The sequence below is a fragment of the Sediminicola arcticus genome, assembly GCF_040566695.1.
Classification (GTDB): Bacteria; Bacteroidota; Bacteroidia; order Flavobacteriales; family Flavobacteriaceae; genus Sediminicola; species Sediminicola arcticus.
Genome location: NZ_JBEXAE010000009.1, coordinates 1 through 21,608 on the forward strand (window position 1 = coordinate 1; position 21,608 = coordinate 21,608).

The 21,608-nt window shown below is 38.4% G+C and carries 17 protein-coding genes, 5 tRNA genes and 1 pseudogene; 1 reads left to right on the forward strand and 22 read right to left on the reverse strand.

Going from position 1 to position 21,608, the window contains the following annotated elements; genetic code table 11:
• Positions 1-1,921, reverse strand: a pseudogene (locus ABXZ36_RS14485) (gliding motility-associated C-terminal domain-containing protein); the annotation flags it as partial.
• Positions 1,922-2,353: 432 nt separating this feature from the next.
• Between ABXZ36_RS14485 and ABXZ36_RS14490 the strand changes: the two are divergent.
• The gene (locus tag ABXZ36_RS14490) at positions 2,354-3,943 is read left to right on the forward strand and encodes a peptide chain release factor 3 (protein ID WP_354616401.1); all 1,590 of its coding nucleotides are present in this window, start codon (positions 2,354-2,356) and stop codon (positions 3,941-3,943) included.
• Positions 3,944-4,003: 60 nt separating this feature from the next.
• On the opposite strand, the gene ABXZ36_RS14495 is transcribed toward ABXZ36_RS14490, so the two are convergent.
• From ABXZ36_RS14495 to ABXZ36_RS14595, 21 genes are all read right to left on the reverse strand, one after another.
• Positions 4,004-4,315: a DUF3467 domain-containing protein gene (locus ABXZ36_RS14495; RefSeq protein ID WP_354616402.1), complete on the reverse strand. Its 312-nt coding sequence runs from the start codon at positions 4,313-4,315 to the stop codon at positions 4,004-4,006.
• 6 nt (positions 4,316-4,321) lie between these two features.
• The gene (rpoC, locus tag ABXZ36_RS14500; protein ID WP_354616403.1) at positions 4,322-8,620 is read right to left on the reverse strand and encodes a DNA-directed RNA polymerase subunit beta'; all 4,299 of its coding nucleotides are present in this window, start codon (positions 8,618-8,620) and stop codon (positions 4,322-4,324) included.
• A gap of 61 nt (positions 8,621-8,681) precedes the next feature.
• On the reverse strand, positions 8,682-12,491 hold the full coding sequence (gene rpoB, locus ABXZ36_RS14505; RefSeq protein WP_354616404.1) for a DNA-directed RNA polymerase subunit beta: 3,810 nt from the start codon (positions 12,489-12,491) through the stop codon (positions 8,682-8,684).
• 134 nt (positions 12,492-12,625) lie between these two features.
• Positions 12,626-13,003, reverse strand: coding sequence for a 50S ribosomal protein L7/L12 (gene rplL, locus ABXZ36_RS14510; RefSeq protein ID WP_354616405.1), 378 nt, complete (start codon positions 13,001-13,003; stop codon positions 12,626-12,628).
• A 53-nt stretch (positions 13,004-13,056) separates the two neighbouring features.
• Entirely contained in the window at positions 13,057-13,572 is a 516-nt protein-coding gene (rplJ, locus tag ABXZ36_RS14515; protein ID WP_354616406.1) for a 50S ribosomal protein L10, read from the reverse strand.
• A 22-nt stretch (positions 13,573-13,594) separates the two neighbouring features.
• Positions 13,595-14,284, reverse strand: a complete 690-nt coding sequence (gene rplA, locus ABXZ36_RS14520; RefSeq protein WP_354616407.1) for a 50S ribosomal protein L1 — start codon at positions 14,282-14,284, stop codon at positions 13,595-13,597.
• A 20-nt stretch (positions 14,285-14,304) separates the two neighbouring features.
• Positions 14,305-14,742, reverse strand: a complete 438-nt coding sequence (rplK, locus tag ABXZ36_RS14525) for a 50S ribosomal protein L11 (RefSeq protein WP_354616408.1) — start codon at positions 14,740-14,742, stop codon at positions 14,305-14,307.
• Positions 14,743-14,813: 71 nt separating this feature from the next.
• Positions 14,814-15,365, reverse strand: a complete 552-nt coding sequence (gene nusG, locus ABXZ36_RS14530) for a transcription termination/antitermination protein NusG (RefSeq protein WP_354616409.1) — start codon at positions 15,363-15,365, stop codon at positions 14,814-14,816.
• 9 nt (positions 15,366-15,374) lie between these two features.
• Positions 15,375-15,563, reverse strand: a complete 189-nt coding sequence (secE, locus tag ABXZ36_RS14535) for a preprotein translocase subunit SecE (RefSeq protein WP_354616410.1) — start codon at positions 15,561-15,563, stop codon at positions 15,375-15,377.
• 172 nt (positions 15,564-15,735) lie between these two features.
• Positions 15,736-15,808: transfer RNA gene (locus tag ABXZ36_RS14540), tRNA-Trp, on the reverse strand.
• A 66-nt stretch (positions 15,809-15,874) separates the two neighbouring features.
• On the reverse strand, positions 15,875-17,062 hold the full coding sequence (gene tuf, locus ABXZ36_RS14545; RefSeq protein ID WP_354616411.1) for an elongation factor Tu: 1,188 nt from the start codon (positions 17,060-17,062) through the stop codon (positions 15,875-15,877).
• A gap of 55 nt (positions 17,063-17,117) precedes the next feature.
• Positions 17,118-17,189, reverse strand: a tRNA-Thr gene (locus ABXZ36_RS14550).
• Between the two features lie 175 nt (positions 17,190-17,364).
• Positions 17,365-17,437 (reverse strand) — tRNA-Gly (locus ABXZ36_RS14555).
• 93 nt (positions 17,438-17,530) lie between these two features.
• Positions 17,531-17,612, reverse strand: a tRNA-Tyr gene (locus tag ABXZ36_RS14560).
• Between the two features lie 24 nt (positions 17,613-17,636).
• Positions 17,637-17,710 (reverse strand) — tRNA-Thr (locus ABXZ36_RS14565).
• A 108-nt stretch (positions 17,711-17,818) separates the two neighbouring features.
• The gene (gene hpf, locus ABXZ36_RS14570; protein ID WP_354616412.1) at positions 17,819-18,115 is read right to left on the reverse strand and encodes a ribosome hibernation-promoting factor, HPF/YfiA family; all 297 of its coding nucleotides are present in this window, start codon (positions 18,113-18,115) and stop codon (positions 17,819-17,821) included.
• A 44-nt stretch (positions 18,116-18,159) separates the two neighbouring features.
• Positions 18,160-19,050 (reverse strand): tyrosine-type recombinase/integrase, encoded by an 891-nt coding sequence (locus ABXZ36_RS14575; RefSeq protein ID WP_354616413.1) that lies wholly within the window; start codon positions 19,048-19,050, stop codon positions 18,160-18,162.
• Positions 19,051-19,156: 106 nt separating this feature from the next.
• Entirely contained in the window at positions 19,157-19,351 is a 195-nt protein-coding gene (rpsU, locus tag ABXZ36_RS14580; RefSeq protein ID WP_354616499.1) for a 30S ribosomal protein S21, read from the reverse strand.
• Between the two features lie 189 nt (positions 19,352-19,540).
• Positions 19,541-20,710, reverse strand: coding sequence for an acyl-CoA dehydrogenase family protein (locus tag ABXZ36_RS14585; RefSeq protein ID WP_354616414.1), 1,170 nt, complete (start codon positions 20,708-20,710; stop codon positions 19,541-19,543).
• 10 nt (positions 20,711-20,720) lie between these two features.
• Complete coding sequence (locus tag ABXZ36_RS14590; protein ID WP_354616415.1) at positions 20,721-20,867, reverse strand: helix-hairpin-helix domain-containing protein; 147 nt, start codon at positions 20,865-20,867, stop codon at positions 20,721-20,723.
• On the reverse strand, positions 20,868-21,599 hold the full coding sequence (locus ABXZ36_RS14595; protein WP_354616416.1) for a ComEA family DNA-binding protein: 732 nt from the start codon (positions 21,597-21,599) through the stop codon (positions 20,868-20,870). It lies immediately after the preceding gene.
• Positions 21,600-21,608 lie beyond the last annotated feature (9 nt).

The window sequence follows — 21,608 nt, forward strand, 5'->3', positions numbered from 1 at the left end:
AAGTACTCTGTGCCTCTACATTATCAGGAATACCGTCATTATCACTGTCTATATCAATTCTATCTGAATAACCGTCATTGTCACTATCCCTATCGATGGGACTACCATCAATGTCGTCAGATTCCACTGTATCCAAGATACCGTCGTTATCGTCATCAAGATCCGTTACATCGGGAACTCCGTCACCATCTGTATCCGTATTGTCATCGGTTGGATCTAGGTAATCCGGCGTACCGTCGTTATCCGTATCGTCATTGGTAGGGTTACCGTCATCATTGGCATCCTCGTCCGGGGTATCAATAGTATCCCCGTCATCGTCCAGGTCCCTATAGTTTACGTCACCATCCGTTGTAGCATCACCGTCCGTATCAGGCAGGTCGTTCGTAGGATCATCGATCTCGTCGTTCACATCAAAACCGTCATTCACATCACTGCCCTCGTAACCGTCATCTAGACCGTCACCGTCCGTATCCGTTCCTGTAAAGGTCTGATCAGGAATCCCATCAAAATTAAAATCGTTCCCCTCATTGTTGTCGGGTACAAGATCGTTGTCACTATCCAGGTCAAGGTGGTCCGTAGTGTTATCTCCATCCGAATCCACGGGTGTCAAACCTTCATTACCAGTGCCCTCATAGGCGTTGTCCAGACCATCGTTATCATCGTCCAATCCACTTGGAGCAACATAACCAGAAGTACTCTGTGCCTCTACATTATCAGGAATACCGTCATTATCACTGTCTATATCCCTGAAATTAGGAAATGAATCTGTATCTGAATTTATTGGGGTAATTCCTTCGCCCTTTCCAGGTGCACTTTCATAATGATCATCCAAACCATTTTCATCTGAATCTACGCCACAAGGTTCTTGGAAATCAGCTGCTATTTGAGCCTCTACATTATCTAATATCCCATCGCTGTCTGAATCTATATCCCTAAAGTCAGGATGATGATCTTCATCCGTATCAATTGTAGTTATTCCTTCTCCGTTTCCTGGATGACTTTCGTAATGATCGTCGAGTCCATTTTTATCCTTATCTATCCCACAAGGTTCTTGAAAAGTATTGTATTCTTGAGCCTCCACATTATCCAAGATTCCGTCATTGTCAGAATCGATATCTCTGTAATCTGGAATTTCATCTAAATCTGTATCCACTGGGTATAGACCAGAAGGACTGGAGGGGTTACCTGGACAAGCCCCAAGCGTATCACCATGATTTAAATGTGCTTGAACAGCTGCTGGAGAAACAGTAATCTGATGAAAGCCATTTCTTGGATTATTTGGGCTTTTATCTTCTCTATGGCATAATGTTACTTTATCATTTCCATTATAATTACTGGATACGCTATTATAATCACAAACACTATTCGCAGTACTACTGTAATAATCATCAAGACCATTATTATCTGCATCGATTTTACTTGGTCCATGAAAACCTTCAGTAGTCTGAGCCTCAACATTATCCAAGATCCCATCATTGTCAGAATCGATATCTAGATAGTCCTTAACCTTATCCGTATCCGTATCAATTGGAATTAATCCTCCACAACTTCCAGGTGTCTTTTCGTAAATATCATCTAATCCATTCCCATCCACATCTTTTCCACTAGGTGCCTTATACCCTTTAGTAGTCTGTGCCTCAACATTATCTAAGATACCATCATTATCAGAATCGATGTCCAAATAATTGGGAATGCCATCTTTATCAGTGTCTGTTGGGTTAGTGGCAGGATTATTATCCTTGTCCAAATTTGCATCCTCTATGGAATCTATAATTCCATCGCCATCATCATCAATATCCTTGGAATCAACAACACCATCTTTATCGGTGTCCAAAGTCGTAGCGATTGAGGAAATATTATCAAACGAAGAAAAAGAAATGAATAACAAAAAAACCACTAAGAGACTTAGCGTTTTATTCATCTCCCTCTTTATAGTATAAAAAGTAAAGTCGTCCATATGTGTCAGTAGTTTAATTTACTAAGCACCATGGCTGGTTAGGTTGGTTATTGCAAGAATTTAGGGCATTCTTAAAATACAGCGCAAGATAAATCTAAATATTTGAGCAACAAATTGTTTCTTTCACAATCATTATGAATTATCCTTAAATGACAATAATACTCGTTAAAGCGTATATTTTCGCTTAACACCCTATCCACAAAAAAACCTTTTTCTTGGACCATTGGATGTACACAAAAGCCTTTATACGATTATACCCTACAATTATCTTTTAAAGATTTAACTAGAAAACACTCAGTAAACCATAAAATTTAATAACATAGGAGCAAATATAATTTCCCTATGGTTCTTCCTTAGAAGCAATTAATTTGGCTTATTTTTGCCAAAATTTTACGAATGAGTTTTGACAAGGAAATACTGAGGAGAAGGACTTTTGGGATCATCTCCCACCCAGATGCAGGAAAAACAACCTTAACCGAGAAATTACTTCTTTTTGGGGGTGCTATTCAGGAGGCAGGAGCCGTAAAAAACAATAAGATCAAAAAGACCGCAACAAGTGATTTCATGGAAATTGAAAAACAACGTGGTATTTCTGTAGCTACTTCTGTTTTAGCCTTTATCTATAGAGACAAGAAAATTAACATCCTAGATACTCCAGGTCATAAGGATTTTGCCGAAGATACGTTTAGAACCTTAACCGCAGTGGACAGTGTTATTGTTGTTATAGATGTTGCCAAAGGGGTAGAAGACCAAACTGAAAAACTGGTAGAAGTCTGTAGGATGCGAAATATTCCAATGCTCGTTTTCATTAATAAGATGGACAGGGAAGGGAAGGACGCCTTTGACCTTTTAGATGAGGTGGAACAAAAGCTGGGCCTTAAAGTCTCCCCATTGAGTTTCCCTATCGGGATGGGCTATGATTTTAAAGGTATATACAATATTTATGAAAAGAACATTAACCTGTTCAGTGGAGATAGCAAAAAAAACATAGAAAACACTATAGCCTTTGACGATCTGGACAACCCTGAGTTGGAAAGAATAATTGGATCCAAGGCAGCCAAAGATCTTAGGGACAACCTAGAATTGGTGCATGGGGTTTATCCTCCTTTCAATAAAGAGGAATACCTAAAAGGAGCCCAACAACCAGTTTTCTTTGGTTCCGCATTAAATAATTTTGGGGTTCGCGAGCTTTTGGATTGCTTCATTGATATTGCACCAACACCAAGACCCAAGATGGCCGAGGAACGTTTGGTAAAAGCCAACGAAAAAGATTTTACCGGTTTCGTGTTTAAAATCCATGCAAACATGGATCCAAAACACAGAGACCGTCTTGCATTTATTAAAGTTGTCTCGGGAACTTTTGAAAGGAACAAACCCTATTTACACGTAAGGCAAGGTAAAAACCTTAAATTTTCTAGTCCTAACGCCTTCTTTGCTGAAAAGAAGGAAATAGTGGATATTTCCTATCCCGGAGATATTGTTGGGCTTCACGATACTGGTAATTTTAAAATTGGAGATACCTTAACCGAGGGCGAAACTTTACACTACAAAGGAATACCTAGCTTTTCACCTGAACATTTCAGATATATCAATAATGCGGATCCTTTAAAATCAAAACAGCTTTTCAAAGGAATTGACCAATTGATGGATGAAGGGGTTGCTCAATTATTTACTTTGGAAATAAACAATAGGAAAGTGATAGGAACCGTAGGTGCCCTACAATTTGAAGTAATTCAATACCGTTTAGAACATGAATATGGTGCCAAATGTACCTACGAAAATTTCCCTGTGTATAAAGCTTGTTGGGTAGAGGCCTCAGATAAGAACAATGAAGAGTTTAAAGAATTTAAAAGGGTAAAGCAGAAATTCTTGGCCAAGGACAAACGCAATCAATTGGTATTTTTGGCCGATTCTCAATTTTCATTACAAATGACACAACAGAAATACCCAACGGTAAAGCTGCATTTCACTTCAGAATTCGATTAGCATCATATCTTAGGATACAACATAAAAAAAACCCATGATTTTCATCATGGGTTTTTTCTTTTATGCCTCTCCTGTTGGACCGAAGTTCAACGGTATAGGTTGCTGTTCATAATCCTTTATTGTACCATGGGCTTTTTCAAAACGCTGAACGTTGTCACTTAAAGCTTTGAGAAACTTTTTGGCATGTTGTGGAGTTAGTACAATCCTACTCTTAACTTTAGCCTTTGGTGCTCCTGGCATTAAGCTGATAAAATCAACAACAAATTCTGATACGGAGTGGTTAATGATGGCCAAGTTGGAGTAAATCCCCTCGGCCGTTTTTTCATCTAACTCTATATTGATCTGCTTTTGGTTTTGATTGTTATCGTCCATAATCAATTAAAACTTGAACTCTTCCTTTCGGGCCATGATCTCATCGAATTCTTCTTTAGAACCAACAATGATGCTATCATAATCCCTCATACCTGTACCGGCTGGAATCTTATGTCCTACAATTACATTTTCTTTCAAGCCTTCCAAAGTATCTACTTTACCTGCAACAGCTGCTTCGTTCAATACCTTTGTAGTTTCCTGGAAGGAAGCTGCAGATATGAATGATTTAGTCTGTAGTGAGGCTCTGGTTATACCTTGTAAAATTGGTGTTGCCGTGGCTGCAATTGCCTCCCTAGCGGTTACTAAGTTCTTATCCCCTCTTCTAAGAAGTGAGTTTTCATCCCTTAATTCACGGGCAGTTATGATTTGACCTGGTTTCAAGTTCTCTGAATCCCCATCTTCCAAAACTACCTTTTTACCGTAGATCTCATCGTTTTCTAAAATGAAATCATCTTTATGGGCTAATTGGTTCTCTAAGAATATCGTATCACCTGGATCTTGGATACGTACTTTACGCATCATCTGACGAACAACAACCTCAAAATGCTTATCGTTGATCTTCACCCCTTGCAGACGATATACCTCTTGTACCTCATTCACCAAGTACTGTTGAACAGCAGATGGTCCCTTAATGGACAAGATATCCTCTGGAGTGATGGAACCGTCCGATAATGGCATTCCTGCACGTACATAATCGTTCTCCTGTACCAAAATCTGGTTGGAAAGTTTTACCAAGTATTTCTTGACTTCTCCCAATTTTGATTCTATGACAATCTCACGGTTACCTCTTTTAATTTTACCAAAAGAAACAACACCATCAATTTCTGAAACTACTGCAGGGTTTGATGGGTTACGAGCTTCGAACAATTCAGTCACCCTTGGAAGACCTCCAGTAATATCCCCTGATTTAGCGGACTTACGTGGTATCTTCACCAAGATTTTACCTTCATTGATCTTATCTCCATTGTCCACCATAATGTGTGACCCAACAGGTAAGTTATAAGAACGTAATACTTCGTCATTATTGTTTTTAATCAATAAGGTAGGTATCAATTTCTTGTTCCTTGATTCAGAGATTACTTTTTCCTGGAATCCTGTCTGCTCATCTATCTCAACTTGGTATGTAACACCTTGGTCAATATTTTCATAAGCGATTTTACCAGAGAATTCAGAAACAATTACTCCGTTGTATGGATCCCACTGACAAATAAGTTCTCCTTTTTCAACCTTAGTACCGTTCTTGACGAACAATTGCGATCCATAAGGAATATTATTAGTACTTAAAGTGATTCCAGTTTTGGCATCTACTACTTTTATCTCCGTGGTTCTAGAAATTACAGTTTCAACTGCTTTTCCTTCATTGTCTGATCCCGTTACAGTCCTTAGATCTTCGATTTCGGCTATACCACCAAATCTAGCTTCTAATTTACTATCCTCAGAGATGTTCCCTGCAATACCTCCCACGTGGAATGTACGCAATGTCAGCTGTGTTCCAGGCTCCCCAATAGATTGGGCAGCAACAACACCTACAGCTTCACCTCTTTGTACCATTTTATTAGTAGATAGGTTTCTACCGTAACACTTACCACAGATCCCTTTTTGGGCCTCACAAGTCAATGCAGATCTCACTTCTACCTTATCTATAGGAGATGCTTCAATTCTTTTCACATCTGCCTCTAAAATCTCTTGTCCAGCTCTTAACAAAATTTCTTCTGTTAAAGGATTGATAACATCGTGTAAGGTAACTCTACCTAAGATTCTTTCTCCTAAACTTTCAACGATTTCCTCATTCTTCTTCAAAGCCTCAACCTGAATACCGCGTAATGTTCCACAGTCTTCAATGTTGATGATCACATCTTGTGAAACATCTACCAAACGACGGGTTAAGTACCCTGCATCAGCAGTTTTCAATGCTGTATCCGCAAGACCTTTACGTGCACCGTGAGTAGAGATAAAGTATTCCAAGATAGAAAGACCTTCCTTAAAGTTAGAAAGAATTGGATTTTCAATAATTTCACCTCCACCAGCAGTAGATTTTTTAGGCTTAGCCATCAATCCACGCATACCGGTCAACTGACGAATCTGTTCCTTAGATCCCCTTGCTCCAGAATCCAACATCATGTACACAGAGTTAAATCCTTGTTTGTCCTCACGAATACGCTTCATTGCCAATTCGGTCAACATTGCATTCGTTGAAGTCCAAACATCAATCACCTGATTGTAACGTTCGTTGTTGGTAATCAGACCCATGTTATAGTTAGCCCTAATACCCTCTACTTGTTCGTTGGCATCGGCAATCATTTCATGCTTCTCTGGTGGGATAATAATATCACCAAGACTAAAGGATAATCCACCTTTGAAAGCGAATTCATAACCCATCGTCTTAATTTTGTCCAAGAAATCAGCTGTAGTAGGTACATCGGTCACACTTAAAATGTTACCGATAATATCACGTAATGATTTTTTGTTCAATACTTCGTTTACATAACCGGCCTGTTCTGGCACCACCATGTTGAATAAAACCCGACCTACAGTTGTTGGTATAATTTGGTTAACAAGTTCTCCAGATTCGTTAAAATCCTTCGTTCTTACCTTAATACCTGCATTAAGCTCTACTTTACCCTCGTTGAAAGCGATAACCACTTCCTCGTCAGAATAAAACGTAATACCTTCCCCTTTGACGATAACATCGCCCATGGTTTTTCTCTCTTTGGTCATATAGTATAGACCCAAGACCATATCTTGTGATGGTACTGTAATAGGCGAACCGTTTGCTGGATTCAATATGTTATGGGAAGCCAACATTAATAATTGTGCTTCCAAAATAGCTTCTGGTCCCAGTGGTAAATGTACAGCCATCTGATCACCGTCAAAATCCGCATTAAATGCCGTACATACCAACGGGTGTAAACGAATAGCCTTTCCTTCAATAAGTTTTGGCTGGAACGCTTGTATACCCAAACGGTGTAACGTAGGAGCTCTGTTCAATAAAACAGGATGTCCTTTCAATACGTTTTCAAGAATGTCCCAAACTACTGGTTCCTTCTTATCTATAATTTTCTTAGCTGATTTTACTGTTTTTACAATACCTCTTTCTATCAACTTACGAATAACGAAAGGCTTGTAAAGTTCTGCCGCCATATCTTTTGGCAGACCACATTCGAACAATTTCATTTCAGGACCAACAACGATTACTGAACGAGCAGAATAATCGACACGTTTACCCAAAAGGTTTTGACGAAAACGACCTTGTTTTCCTTTCAAGGAATCAGAAAGAGATTTTAATGGTCTGTTAGATTCCGTTTTAACGGCTGACGCCTTACGGGTATTATCAAACAAGGAATCCACAGATTCTTGAAGCATACGCTTCTCGTTCCTTAAAATTACTTCGGGAGCTTTGATCTCAACCAACCTTTTTAATCGGTTGTTTCTGATGATTACCCTTCTGTAAAGATCATTTAAGTCAGAGGTCGCAAAACGACCACCATCCAATGGCACCAGAGGTCTAAGTTCTGGTGGAATTACAGGGATTACTTTCATAATCATCCACTCAGGTCTATTTTCCCTGTTCTCCTGTGACTCACGCAAAGATTCTACTACTTGCAAACGTTTAAGAGCTTCAGTCTTACGTTGTTTGGAAGTTTCAGTATTCGCTTTGTGCCTTAATTCGTAGGAAAGCTTGTCCAAATCGATTCTTGATAAGATATCGATCAAACATTCTGCTCCCATCTTGGCAATAAATTTGTTTGGATCTGTATCATCCAAATATTGGTTCTCCGGCGGAATCGATTCCAATATGTTCAGATACTCCTCTTCAGTCAAGAAATCCATTTTCTGAATTTCTTCTCCATCAGGACCCTTGGCAATACCTGGTTGAATAACCACATAACGCTCATAATAGATGATCATGTCCAATTTCTTGGAAGGTAATCCCAAAAGGTAACCAATTTTATTTGGCAAGGAACGGAAGTACCAGATGTGAGCTACCGGAACCACCAAATTGATGTGTCCTACTCTGTCTCTACGTACTTTCTTTTCTGTAACCTCTACCCCACAACGATCACAAACGATACCACGGTAACGGATTCTCTTATATTTTCCACAAGCACATTCGTAATCCTTTACAGGACCAAAAATTCGCTCACAAAAAAGACCGTCACGCTCAGGTTTGTGCGTTCTATAGTTAATAGTTTCAGGCTTCAAAACTTCCCCTCTTGACTCCGCCAAAATTGATTCTGGAGATGCCAATCCGATTGAAATTTTATCGAACCTCTTTATTGTGTTATTATCTTTTTGTCTAGCCATAACAATATGGTGATAGTAAATTAAGTATGTATATTACAAATAGTGTTCAAGACCTATTATCTTATTCCTCCAATCTAATGTCCAAACCTAGTCCTTTAAGTTCGTGCATTAATACGTTGAAAGATTCTGGTAAACCAGGTTCTGGCATTGTCTCTCCTTTTACGATAGCCTCGTACGTCTTTGCCCTTCCAATAACATCATCAGATTTCACTGTCAATATTTCTCTAAGGGTTGCAGATGCACCATAAGCCTCTAGTGCCCAAACTTCCATCTCTCCAAAACGCTGACCACCAAATTGTGCTTTACCACCTAATGGTTGTTGCGTGATTAAAGAGTAAGGTCCAATGGATCTAGCATGCATCTTGTCATCTACCATGTGTCCTAGTTTCAACATATAGATCACCCCAACAGTCGCAGGTTGATCAAAACGCTGTCCAGTTCCACCATCATAAAGGTAGGTGTGTCCAAATCTTGGAATTCCAGCCTCATCGGTATATTCATTAATCTGGTCTATGGTAGCTCCATCAAAAATTGGTGTCGCATATTTCTTGCCCAATTTAAGACCAGCCCATCCAAGAACTGTTTCATAGATCTGTCCAATGTTCATACGGGAAGGTACCCCAAGTGGATTCAATACGATATCCACAGGTGTTCCATCCTCCAAGAACGGCATATCCTCATGACGAACGATACGGGCAACAATACCTTTGTTACCGTGACGACCCGCCATTTTATCTCCAACCTTTAGCTTACGCTTTTTCGCAATATAAACTTTAGCTAATTTCATGATACCTGCAGGTAATTCATCACCAACAGAAATCGTAAACTTATCCCTTCTCAAGTTACCCTGAAGATCGTTTAATTTGATTTTATAGTTGTGTAAAAGATCCGCAACCAATGTGTTGGATTCTTTATCTGTTGTCCAGCTTCCACCCACCAAGTGAGCAAAATCATCTACAGAGTTCAACATCTTCATAGTGTATTTCTTACCTTTTGGAAGTACTTCTTCCCCAAGATCGTTCAATACCCCTTGTGATGTCTTACCATTAATCAACACAAATAATTTTTCTACCAATACGTCCTTAAGTTGTTCGAATTTAACTTCGTATTCCAACTCCAATTTAGAAAGCTCTTCTTTGTCTTCGGAACGCTTACGCTTATCCTTAACTGATCTTGAGAACAATTTCTTATCGATAACAACACCTCTTAAAGATGGTGAAGCTTTTAAGGAAGCATCTTTTACATCACCAGCTTTATCTCCAAAGATGGCTCGTAATAGTTTTTCTTCTGGTGTAGGATCAGATTCACCTTTAGGAGTAATCTTACCTATTAAGATATCACCAGGCTTAACCTCTGCACCAATACGGATCATACCGTATTCATCCAGGTCTTTGGTAGCCTCTTCAGAAACGTTTGGAATATCGTTGGTCAACTCTTCAGCTCCCAATTTTGTATCCCTTACTTCTAATGAATATTCATCTATGTGAATAGAGGTAAAGATATCTTCACGTACTACTTTTTCTGAAATTACAATCGCATCCTCAAAGTTGTATCCTTTCCATGGCATAAAGGCCACTTTAAGGTTTCTACCCAAGGCAAGTTCTCCACTTTCCGTTGCATACCCCTCACAAAGAACTTGTCCTTTCTTAACCCTATCACCTTTTCTTACTATAGGTTTTAAGTTAATACTTGTTCCTTGGTTGGTCTTTCTAAATTTCACCAATTCATACGTCTTGGAATCCTCTTCAAAACTAACTGAACGTTCTGCGTCTGTCCTATCGTACTTTATGGTTATTTTCCTAGAATCAACATATTCTATAACCCCATCTCCCTCAGCATTAATCAATACTCTGGAATCTGAAGCAACTTGGCGCTCTAATCCAGTACCTACAATCGGAGATTCTGGCTTTAATAATGGCACGGCCTGACGCATCATGTTTGATCCCATCAAAGCACGGTTCGCATCATCATGTTCCAAGAATGGAATTAATGAGGCTGAAATTGACGCAATTTGGTTAGGCGCTACATCCGTGTAATTTACTTCGCTCGGATCAACCACTGGGAAATCTCCTTCTTCCCTAACAATTACTTTATCAATATCTATAGTACCATCATCTTTCAAAGGAATGTTAGCCTGAGCTATTTTCATACCTTCTTCCTCTTCGGCGCTTAAATAACCGAATTCCTTGGTATTCACTTTTCCATTTTCAACTTTACGGTAAGGAGTCTCTAAGAATCCCATTGGATTTACCTTTGAGAATACCGCCAAGGAAGAAATCAAACCAATGTTAGGTCCCTCTGGAGTTTCAATTGGACAAAGTCTCCCATAATGCGTATAGTGAACATCTCGAACCTCGAATCCAGCTCTTTCTCTTGAAAGTCCACCTGGTCCTAGTGCCGATAATCTTCTCTTGTGCGTTATTTCTGCCAATGGATTAGTTTGATCCATGAACTGAGACAATTGATTTGTTCCAAAGAATGAGTTGATCACAGAAGACAACGTCTTAGCATTGATCAAATCAATTGGAGTAAACACTTCATTGTCACGAACGTTCATACGCTCACGGATAGTTCTAGCCATACGGGAAAGACCTACACCAAATTGTTGCGACAATTGCTCCCCAACAGTTCTTACACGTCTATTGGAAAGGTGATCGATATCATCAATCTCTGCTTTAGAGTTGATTAATTCTATTAAATATTTAATGATGGTGATGATATCTTCTTTGGTCAAGACCTGCTTGTCCATTCCAATGTCCAACCCTAATTTTTTATTCATTCTGTAACGACCAACCTCACCAAGGTTGTAACGTTGATCAGAAAAGAATAATTTGTCTATAATACCGCGCGCAGTTTCTTCATCGGGCGGTTCTGCATTACGCAGTTGACGATAAATATGCTCTACAGCCTCTTTTTCAGAGTTTGTAGGATCCTTCTGCAAAGTATTATGAATGATAGAGTAATCTGATTGTGCGTTATTCTCTTTGTGCAAAAGAATAGTTTTTACATCAGCCTCTATAATTTTATTGATATGATCCTTTTCAAGAATAGTATCACGATCTAAGATAATTTCATTTCTTTCGATGGATACCACTTCACCAGCATCTTCATCAACGAAATCCTCATGCCATGTATTTAGAACTCTTGCTGCCAATTTACGGCCCAATACTTTCTTAAGTCCGGTGTTGGAAACTTTCACTTCTTCAGAAAGGTCAAATATTTCCAAGATATCCTTATCCCTTTCATACCCTATGGCTCTGAAAAGTGTAGTTACCGGTAATTTTTTCTTTCTGTCAATGTAAGCGTACATAACGCCATTGATATCTGTAGCGAATTCTATCCAAGAACCTTTGAATGGAATTACCCTAGCAGAATACAATTTTGTCCCATTTGCGTGGAAAGATTGTCCAAAGAACACTCCAGGAGAACGGTGTAATTGAGATACCACAACACGTTCGGCACCATTGATAACAAAGGTACCACTGGGTGTCATATAAGGGATTGTACCCAAATAAACATCCTGCACTATAGTTTCAAAATCCTCGTGCTCTGGATCGGTACAGTATAGCTTTAACCTTGCTTTTAGAGGTACACTATAGGTTAGTCCACGCTCAATACATTCCTGAATGGAATATCTAGGTGGATCAATAAAATAGTCTAGAAACTCTAAAACAAATTGGTTTCTTGTGTCAGTGATTGGAAAGTTTTCCATGAAGGTGTTGTACAAGCCTTCATTGCCCCTTTCATCAGATTTAGTTTCAAGTTGAAAGAAATCCTGAAATGATTTGATCTGAATGTCCAAGAAATCCGGGTAGTCCGGTATGTTCTTAGCGGATGCGAAACTTATTCTTTCAGTTTGTTTTGTAATCATCAATGGACAAAATTTTGATTGTGAATACTAAAGTGGGTGGTATATGTCCTTATATACAACATATATAAAAGGGTTTAGGTCTAGCCACCAAAAATGGTGGAAAGACCTAAACCAAAATAGTATGGTTGTCGCTATTATTTAAGCTCAACTTCTGCTCCAGCTTCTTCTAATGATTTTAGAATTCCTTCAGCCTCATCTTTAGAGATACCTTCTTTGATAGCTTTTGGTGCGCTATCAACGATATCTTTAGCTTCTTTTAATCCTAAACCAGTTAATTCCTTAACCAATTTTACAACTGCTAATTTAGAAGCACCAGCCGCTTTTAATATTACATCAAATTCAGTTTTTTCTTCTGCAGCTTCACCACCTTCAGCAGCTCCACCAACAGCAACAGCTACTGCAGCAGCAGCAGGCTCAATACCGTATTCATCCTTTAATATTGCAGCTAACTCATTTACTTCCTTTACAGTTAAGTTAACCAATTGTTCTGCGAAATTTTTTAAATCTGCCATTTTTCTATCGTTTAATAAAATTTTAAAATATAATTGTTTTTAGTGCGTACGTATTATTTCTCGGATAATGTTTTAAGGATACCGGCCAATTTACCACCACTAGACTTAAGTCCAGAGATAACATTTTTAGCAGGAGACTGAAGTAATCCAATGATTTCCCCAACCATTTCTTCCTTAGACTTGATATTGATCAAGGCTTCAAGATTTTCATCACCAACATAAACGGCCTCTGCAATATAAGCACCTTTTAATAATGGCTTTGTTGTTTTTTTTCTGAAGTTCTTGATTAATTTTGCCGGAGCGTTACCCGTATCAGAGTACATTATGGAAGTGTTACCTACCAAAACTCCGGTAAGCTCTCCAAAATCCTTATCCGATGCTTCCATTGCTTTTGCAAGCAAGGTATTTTTAACAACCGCTAATTTAATATTGGCTTTAAAACAAGCCCTTCTTAAATCTGATGTTGCCGAAGCATTCATACCAGAAATATCTGCCAAGTAAATAATGGAATTACTTCCTAACTGTGCAGTTAAATCTTGTATAACGTTCAATTTTTCTTCTCTTGTCATAATAAAAACTTTAAACTAACAGTTATACTCCTTTAGGATCTAGTTGCAAACTTGGGCTCATTGTACTAGACAAATAAATGCTCTTCATGTATACACCTTTCGCTGCTGCAGGTTTCATTTTGTTTAAAGTATCCAAAAGCTCCTTGGCATTGTCCGCAAGCTTATCTTCGGAGAAAGAAACTTTTCCGATTGCTGCATGCACAATTCCTGTTTTATCAACTCTAAAATCAATCTTACCAGCCTTTACTTCTGCTACTGCCTTAGCGACATCCATAGTAACTGTTCCTGTCTTTGGATTGGGCATTAAACCTCTTGGTCCCAATACTCTACCCAAAGGACCTAATTTTCCCATAACGCTTGGCATGGTGATGATTACATCAACATCGGTCCAACCGTTTTTAATTTTCTCCAAATACTCATCTAATCCAACATAATCCGCACCTGCCTCTGTAGCTTCTGCTTCTTTATCTGGGGTTACCAACGCTAAAACCTTAACATCCTTACCAGTTCCATGAGGAAGGGTAACAACACCACGCACCATTTGATTCGCTTTTCTTGGATCTACACCCAATCTTACAGCGATATCAACAGACGCATCAAATTTTACGTTCGTTATCTCTTTTACTAAAGCTGAAGCTTCTACCAAGGTATATAGCTTATTTTTATCTACCTTAGAAAGCGCTTCTTTTTGCTTTTTTGTTAATTTTGCCATTCTAAATTGCTTTTAAGATTTTAAAAAGGTCTAGTCCCTGAAACTTTTAAACCCATAGATCTAGCCGTACCCGCAACCATTGTCATAGCTGCTTCTGAGGTAAAGGCATTTAAATCCACCATTTTGTCCTCGGCTATAGCTCTTATCTGTTCCCAGGTAACGCTAGCCACTTTGTTTCTGTTAGGTTCGCCAGATCCTTTTTTAATCTTAGCTGCTTCCATAAGTTGAATTGCCGCTGGCGGTGTCTTAACAACGAAGTCAAATGACTTGTCCTTAAATACCGTGATAACAACTGGCAAAACTTTGCCTGGTTTATCCTGCGTACGAGCGTTAAACTGCTTACAGAATTCCATGATGTTAACGCCGGCAGCACCTAAAGCGGGTCCAACCGGTGGCGACGGATTCGCTGCACCTCCCCTAACTTGTAGTTTAACTACTTTACTTACTTCTTTTGCCATTGTTTAAAATTAAATTGAAAGCGTGTCAAATTGGAAGCGACACTACTTTAGATATATGTAACAATTCTTACTTATACTTTTTCTACTTGCATATAGCTAAGTTCCAATGGCGTCTTTCTTCCGAAAATCTTCACCATTACCTCTAGCTTACGCTTTTCTTCATTTATTTTTTCAACAGTTCCGTTAAAACCATTGAAAGGACCATCTATTACCTTTATGGTTTCACCCAAAACAAAAGGAATAGCTACGCTGTCCGATGTAATGGCCAACTCATCCACTTTTCCTAACATTCTGTTTACCTCAGATTTTCTAAGTGGCACAGGATCTCCCCCTTTAGTTTCACCTAAAAATCCTATTACATTGGTAATAGAACGTATAATATGTATCATCTCTCCGCCTAAATTAGCTTTGACCATGATGTAACCAGGAAAATAAACGCGTTCCTTGTTTATTTTTTTACCATTTCTAATTTGAACCACCTTCTCAGTAGGGACGAGAACCTCTTCTAGGTAATCCTCAAAACCAAGTCTTCCAACTTCGGTTTCGATGTATCCCTTTATCTTGTTCTCCTGCCCACTAACAGCTCTTACCACATACCACTTCTTCTCTAATACTTCCGACATAGGTATGACTTAGTTGATTATTTTATTGAAATACAATTGGATCAATTCTCCAAAAAGACTATCAACACCCCAAGTAGCCAATGCAAAAATAATTGAGAACACAGCTACAATTACCATCAAATTAGATGACTCCGCCTTAGGAGGGAGGGTAACATTGTATTTAAGCTCTTCAAAGGATTCCTTAATATAAGTCAACATGCTGTGAAAGGTTTTCTATAGTTTTAAAAATTTAGTCGAAAAACAACTTCATTTTTCTGATTCAGGGAATAAAACTTCAATTTCTATTATTGAATATTTTTAAGACCCTTTCTCACTCTTTTAACAATCTACTTTGGGATTACCCATAAATGACTTTCCCGATTAACACTAGCACGGGAGGAGAGACTCGAACTCCCGACACCTGGTTTTGGAGACCAGTGCTCTACCAACTGAGCTACACCCGTTTATATTTACACTGAAAGGTATCCCACATAGTAGGACACCCTCAGTGCAATATTTATAATGTAAAATTAATCTATAATCTCAGTAACCTGACCAGCACCAACTGTTCTACCACCCTCACGAATCGCGAAACGTAGACCAACATTCAATGCGATCGGAGACAATAAATCAACAGTAATAGTTAAGTTATCACCTGGCATTACCATTTCAATACCATCAGGAAGATTGATAGTTCCTGTTACGTCGGTTGTTCTTACGTAGAACTGTGGACGGTAGTTGTTATGGAATGGTGTGTGACGACCACCTTCTTCTTTCTTAAGAACATAAACCTCTGCCTTAAATTTAGCATGTGGCTTAACACTGCCTGGCTTACAGATAACCATTCCTCTTTTGATCTGTGATTTTTCAATACCTCTTAACAAGATACCTACGTTATCCCCAGCTTCACCTCTATCCAAAATCTTACGGAACATCTCTACCCCAGTAACAGTTGAATTCAATTTTTCAGCACCCATACCGATGATCTCAACTGGATCTCCAGTGTTAGCAACTCCTGTTTCGATACGACCTGTAGCAACAGTTCCACGACCAGTAATTGTAAATACATCTTCAACAGGCATCAAGAAAGGCTTATCAATATCTCTTTCTGGCAATTCAATCCAGCTATCAACAGCTTCCATCAAGGACATTACTGTATCAACCCATTTTTGCTCACCATTAAGTGCTCCTAATGCAGAACCAGCGATTACAGGTCCATTGTCACCATCATAATCATAGAAAGAAAGCAATTCTCGCACTTCCATTTCAACAAGTTCCAATAATTCTTCATCATCAACCATATCCACTTTGTTCATGAATACAACCATTCTTGGAATACCTACCTGACGACCCAAAAGAATATGCTCACGTGTTTGTGGCATTGGACCATCAGTAGCAGCAACCACCAAAATAGCACCGTCCATTTGGGCAGCACCAGTAACCATGTTTTTTACGTAATCCGCGTGACCAGGACAGTCAACGTGAGCGTAATGACGGTTTGCAGTTGAATATTCTACGTGTGATGTGTTGATGGTAATACCTCTTTCTTTTTCTTCAGGAGCGTTGTCGATAGAATCGAAACTTCTCATTTCAGAAAGACCTGCATTAGCTAAAACAGTTGTAATAGCGGCAGTCAATGTAGTTTTACCGTGATCTACGTGTCCAATAGTACCTATATTTAAGTGCGGTTTGGAACGATCAAAAGTTGCCTTTGCCATGTTTAATGAATTTTAATCTTAGTTTATATTAGTGTACAATTTATGCCTTCTAATGAGCCAATGATGAGATTTGAACTCATGACCTCTTCCTTACCAAGGAAACGCTCTACCCCTGAGCTACACCGGCATCTTTAAGTTCTATAGCCAGTTATAACTAAAACTTAAAACTATAACCATAAACTCAAAGTAAAGCGCGGACGGGTTTTATCCCGACTTCGCTCTGAACAAAATAAAATATCTCGTCCATTTAATTTTAATTGCCTAAAGCCCCAGTAAAGGAGCTATTTGCAATTAAAATTTAGAGCGGGAGACCGGGTTCGAACCGGCGACATTCAGCTTGGAAGGCTGACGCTCTACCAACTGAGCTACTCCCGCATTTTAATTTTTAGGCAAACCTAAAAATTTATTTCATAATTTCAAAAACAAACATTCTGTATTTTCATACAAAGACCCTTTAAGCCTTTTTTGTGGGGAGAGCAGGATTCGAACCTGCGAAGACGTAGTCAGCAGATTTACAGTCTGCCCTCGTTGGCCGCTTGAGTATCTCCCCAAACCAATATTTTAAGAACTTAAGAGCCGATAGAGGGACTCGAACCCACGACCTGCTGATTACAAATCAGCTGCTCTAGCCAGCTGAGCTACATCGGCCTTTTACTTCCTTTTTCTCTCACAAAAAAGTCCGCTATTTCTAACGGACTGCAAATGTATACGTTTTTTTAATTATTCAAAACATTTTTCAGATAATTTTAATCAAACTTATGCTTTTAATTTTTCCTTGCGTTTCACCAACTTTCTCTCCAATGAACTAGATGCCGCATCCACGGCCTCTTCGAAGGATCTGCACTGTTTTTTTATTATAAATTGATCTTTGGGGACATGAACCTTAATCTCCGCAATTTTATTCTCTTTGGAACTTGTGTTCTCCACCTTAAGGTAGACATCAGAACTGATGATCTTGTCGTAAAATAAATCTAACTTGTTCAATCTGGAATGAACGAAGTCAATAAGTTTTCCTTCCGCATTGAAATTAACGGATTGAACATTTACTTTCATAGGCTGAAAATTTAAAATTTAAACATTGAAAAAAGAATCTCGTACTATTTCTTATTTCTAGGATGAGAAGTGAAATGTACTTTTTTGAGTTCGGCTATACTGTTATGGATGTAAACCTGGGTGGAGGCTAAACTTGAATGACCCAACAATTCTTTGACCGAATTTAAATCTGCACCCTTATTTAGCAAATGAGTCGCAAATGTGTGTCTTAATATATGCGGACTCTTCTTTACCTTGGAGGACACTTTACTAAAGTATCGATTTATAATTCTATAAACAAGGATTTCATATATTTTGTTGCCAGCCTTCGACAAAAAGACATATTCTCCATCCTTAATGCATTCCAAGGCATCCCTAAAGACAAAATAAGCAGTAAACAGCTCTTGAGTAGATTCCAGCAGTGGCAAAATACGCTCTTTATTTCGCTTACCAAGAACCTTTAGGGTCATCGAAGAAAAATCTACATGGACCATCTTTAAATTGATCATTTCCGCCCTTCGCATACCCGAAGTATACAACAAGGCTACGATTAACTTATCCCTTGTACCCTCAAAATCATGGGTATATGTTGATTCCTGAAGTACAGCTTCCATTTCCAATTCAGAAAATGGTATCTCAACTTTTTTTGTAGTTTTTAAAGCAGTATGCTTAGCTAAAGGACTAGAGGATATACGTCCAATGCGTAAAAGAAATTTATAATACGCCTTTAAAGAGGCTATTTTTCGATTGATTGTCCTATTAGACACCTTGGAGTCTACCAATAGTACAATCCAACTTCTAATGAGGCTGTAATTAGCAATATCAACGTCATCCAATGAAAACTCTTTAAAACAAAACAAAGTCCACTCCTCCAAATCAGCCTTGTATGCGGTAACGGTGTGGGCCGAATATTTACGTTCTAAAGCGAGATATGACAAAAAAGACGGAACAGACATATAACATCAGCTTTAATAGCTAAGTTACTATTTAAATGACAGGATTTTGCATAAAAAAAGAGAATCCCACCAAAGGCAGGATTCTCTTATATCTCGTTCCAAGGAACTATATCTCTTCTCTATCTCTAAGACCTTGGATATATTCTGCTTTTTGAACTTGAGCTCTTCGCTCTACAGAAGGCTTACTGAACGCCTGACGCTTTCTTAACTGACGCATAGTGCCAGTCTTATCAAACTTTCGCTTAAAACGCTTTAGCGGCCTATCTATATTCTCTCCTTCTTTAATTGGTATAATTAACATAAGCTTTAACCTCCTCTCTTTTGTGATTTTTAAGACTGCAAATATAGAAACTATATTCAATTGAACAACCTAAATCTAAATAAAAATCTTCAACACTATTTTTTGAAAGATTTTTTAACCCTAAACCGTATTACCAAACCTGATTTGAACAGATTTTTGAATCTTAATGAGCCTGAAAATAAAATATGTTTAGACAGCAGCAGGCTTATACTCCTTTTTATCTATAACCATTTTAGCAATAATTTCTCTAAGAATTTCAGATGTGCCACCTCCAATTGGCCCTAATCTGCTATCTCTAAAATTACGAGCCATAGGATAATCTTCTATATAGCCATAACCTCCTAGAAATTGTAAACATTCATAAGCAACCTTATCAGCTATTTTGGTAGATTTCAATTTAGAAATAGTGGCCTCCTTCACAACGTATTGCCCTTTATCTAAACGATAGGCGACAGAATAATTATATTCCTTACACATATCTATATCTCCATACAAATCTGCTATTCTATGCCTTAAAGCCTGGAATTTGTCAATTGACTTCCCAAAAGCCTCTCTTTCTGACATATAATTTAATGCATATTCCAAAACATGTTCAGATCTTGCGTGGGCATTAATTCCCATAATCAAACGCTCCAATGCAAAATGTTCCATGATATAGGAAAACCCCATGTTTTCCTCACCCATGAGATTTTCGACGGGTATTTTTACGTTATCAAAAGCTAATTCAGCAGTATCCGAAGCACGCCAACCTAATTTATTTAATTTGTTAGCGGTTACCCCTTTACTTTGTCTATCTACGACAAAAATGCTAATTCCTTTATTACCAATAGATGGGTCGGTTTTTGCCGCAATAATCATGTAGTCAGCATAAACTCCATTTGTGATAAAGGTTTTGGAACCATTTAATACATAATGATCCCCTTCCCTAACGGCAGTTGTTCGCATAGCCGCAACATCACTACCTCCAAAAGGCTCTGTTATACACAAACAACCAATTTTTTCCCCATCAATACTTGGTCTTAAATACTTTTCTTTTATATTAGTATCGGCCTCCTTGTTCAAGTGAGTCATAGCCAAATAAGCGTGTGCCCAAATGGCAGCTGCAAATCCTCCGGAATTTACTTTTTGTAATTCCTCTAATAAAATAACCGTGTAAAATAAGTCTAAACCTAATCCTCCATCTTCTTCTGGAGTGGCGAGACCAAAATAGCCCATATCGCCAAATTTCTTCCAAATAAACTTTTCAATGGCTCCATTCTCCTCCCATTTGTCTATGTGAGGAACAACTTCTTTTTGTAAAAAGTCTTTCAGGCTTTGCCTGAATAATTGATGTTCTTCAGTGAAGTACATACTTTGCATAGCTTTTTTTTTATAATGACAAATATAATTTAATTAAATCAATCTTATCCGCAGGAAAACCTTGTATTTCTGTTAATTCCTCAAAACTAGTGATGACACCTTTTCTTTCTCGATAAGCCACAATAGCCTTGGACAAGGTATAGGGAATATATATCAATTAGGCCAACTCATCGCTTGAAGCCGAATTGACATTAATTTTAGTGATTTGTGGTTTGCTCAAAAGTACAAACTTAGCCAACACCCTACCCGCCGCCTCTTTCTCCAGGCCGTAAACATGATAAAGCTGGTCTTCTTCCAAAAAGCCTCCCAAGCGATCCTGAAATTTTATGATTCGTACGGAGAGCTTATCCCCAATTCCACGAACTATTTTTAATTCTTCGGACGAAACCGAATTGAGATCTCCTACAGGGATAGCCTTATTAAAATTGGAAGCGACCTCTTTATTCATTTTGGCCAATGGCGAAGAGGTTGCTTTTTCCTTTGTCCATTCCGGAAACTTAAAGAAGGGTGAAATCTTGTTCAACAAGGAGTCACCAATTTCTGTTACCTGTTGAAAATGAAAAGTCGTATTACCATATTTTCCTTGGGCCCTATAATCATGTAGCCTATCAATCTCATCAACACTCATGCCGAGTGCATAGCCCTTGTAATCATTTATAAAATTTGGATTAAAGGGATAAAAGTTTAAAGTATCCTTAACCGATTTTAAAGTCTCCATCTTCTCTTGTAAATCCGTATCAATTACGATAAACTGCTCCACTTGGGCAGGGTAAACCTTGAGATAGAAATAGCCTACTTGGAGAAGAACAATGAGCGCAAGCAAAAAGAACATCCCACTTCGTTCTTGTTTATTGAACCTAAAATGGGATGTTCTATCTTTTTTTCTCAAAGTACATAC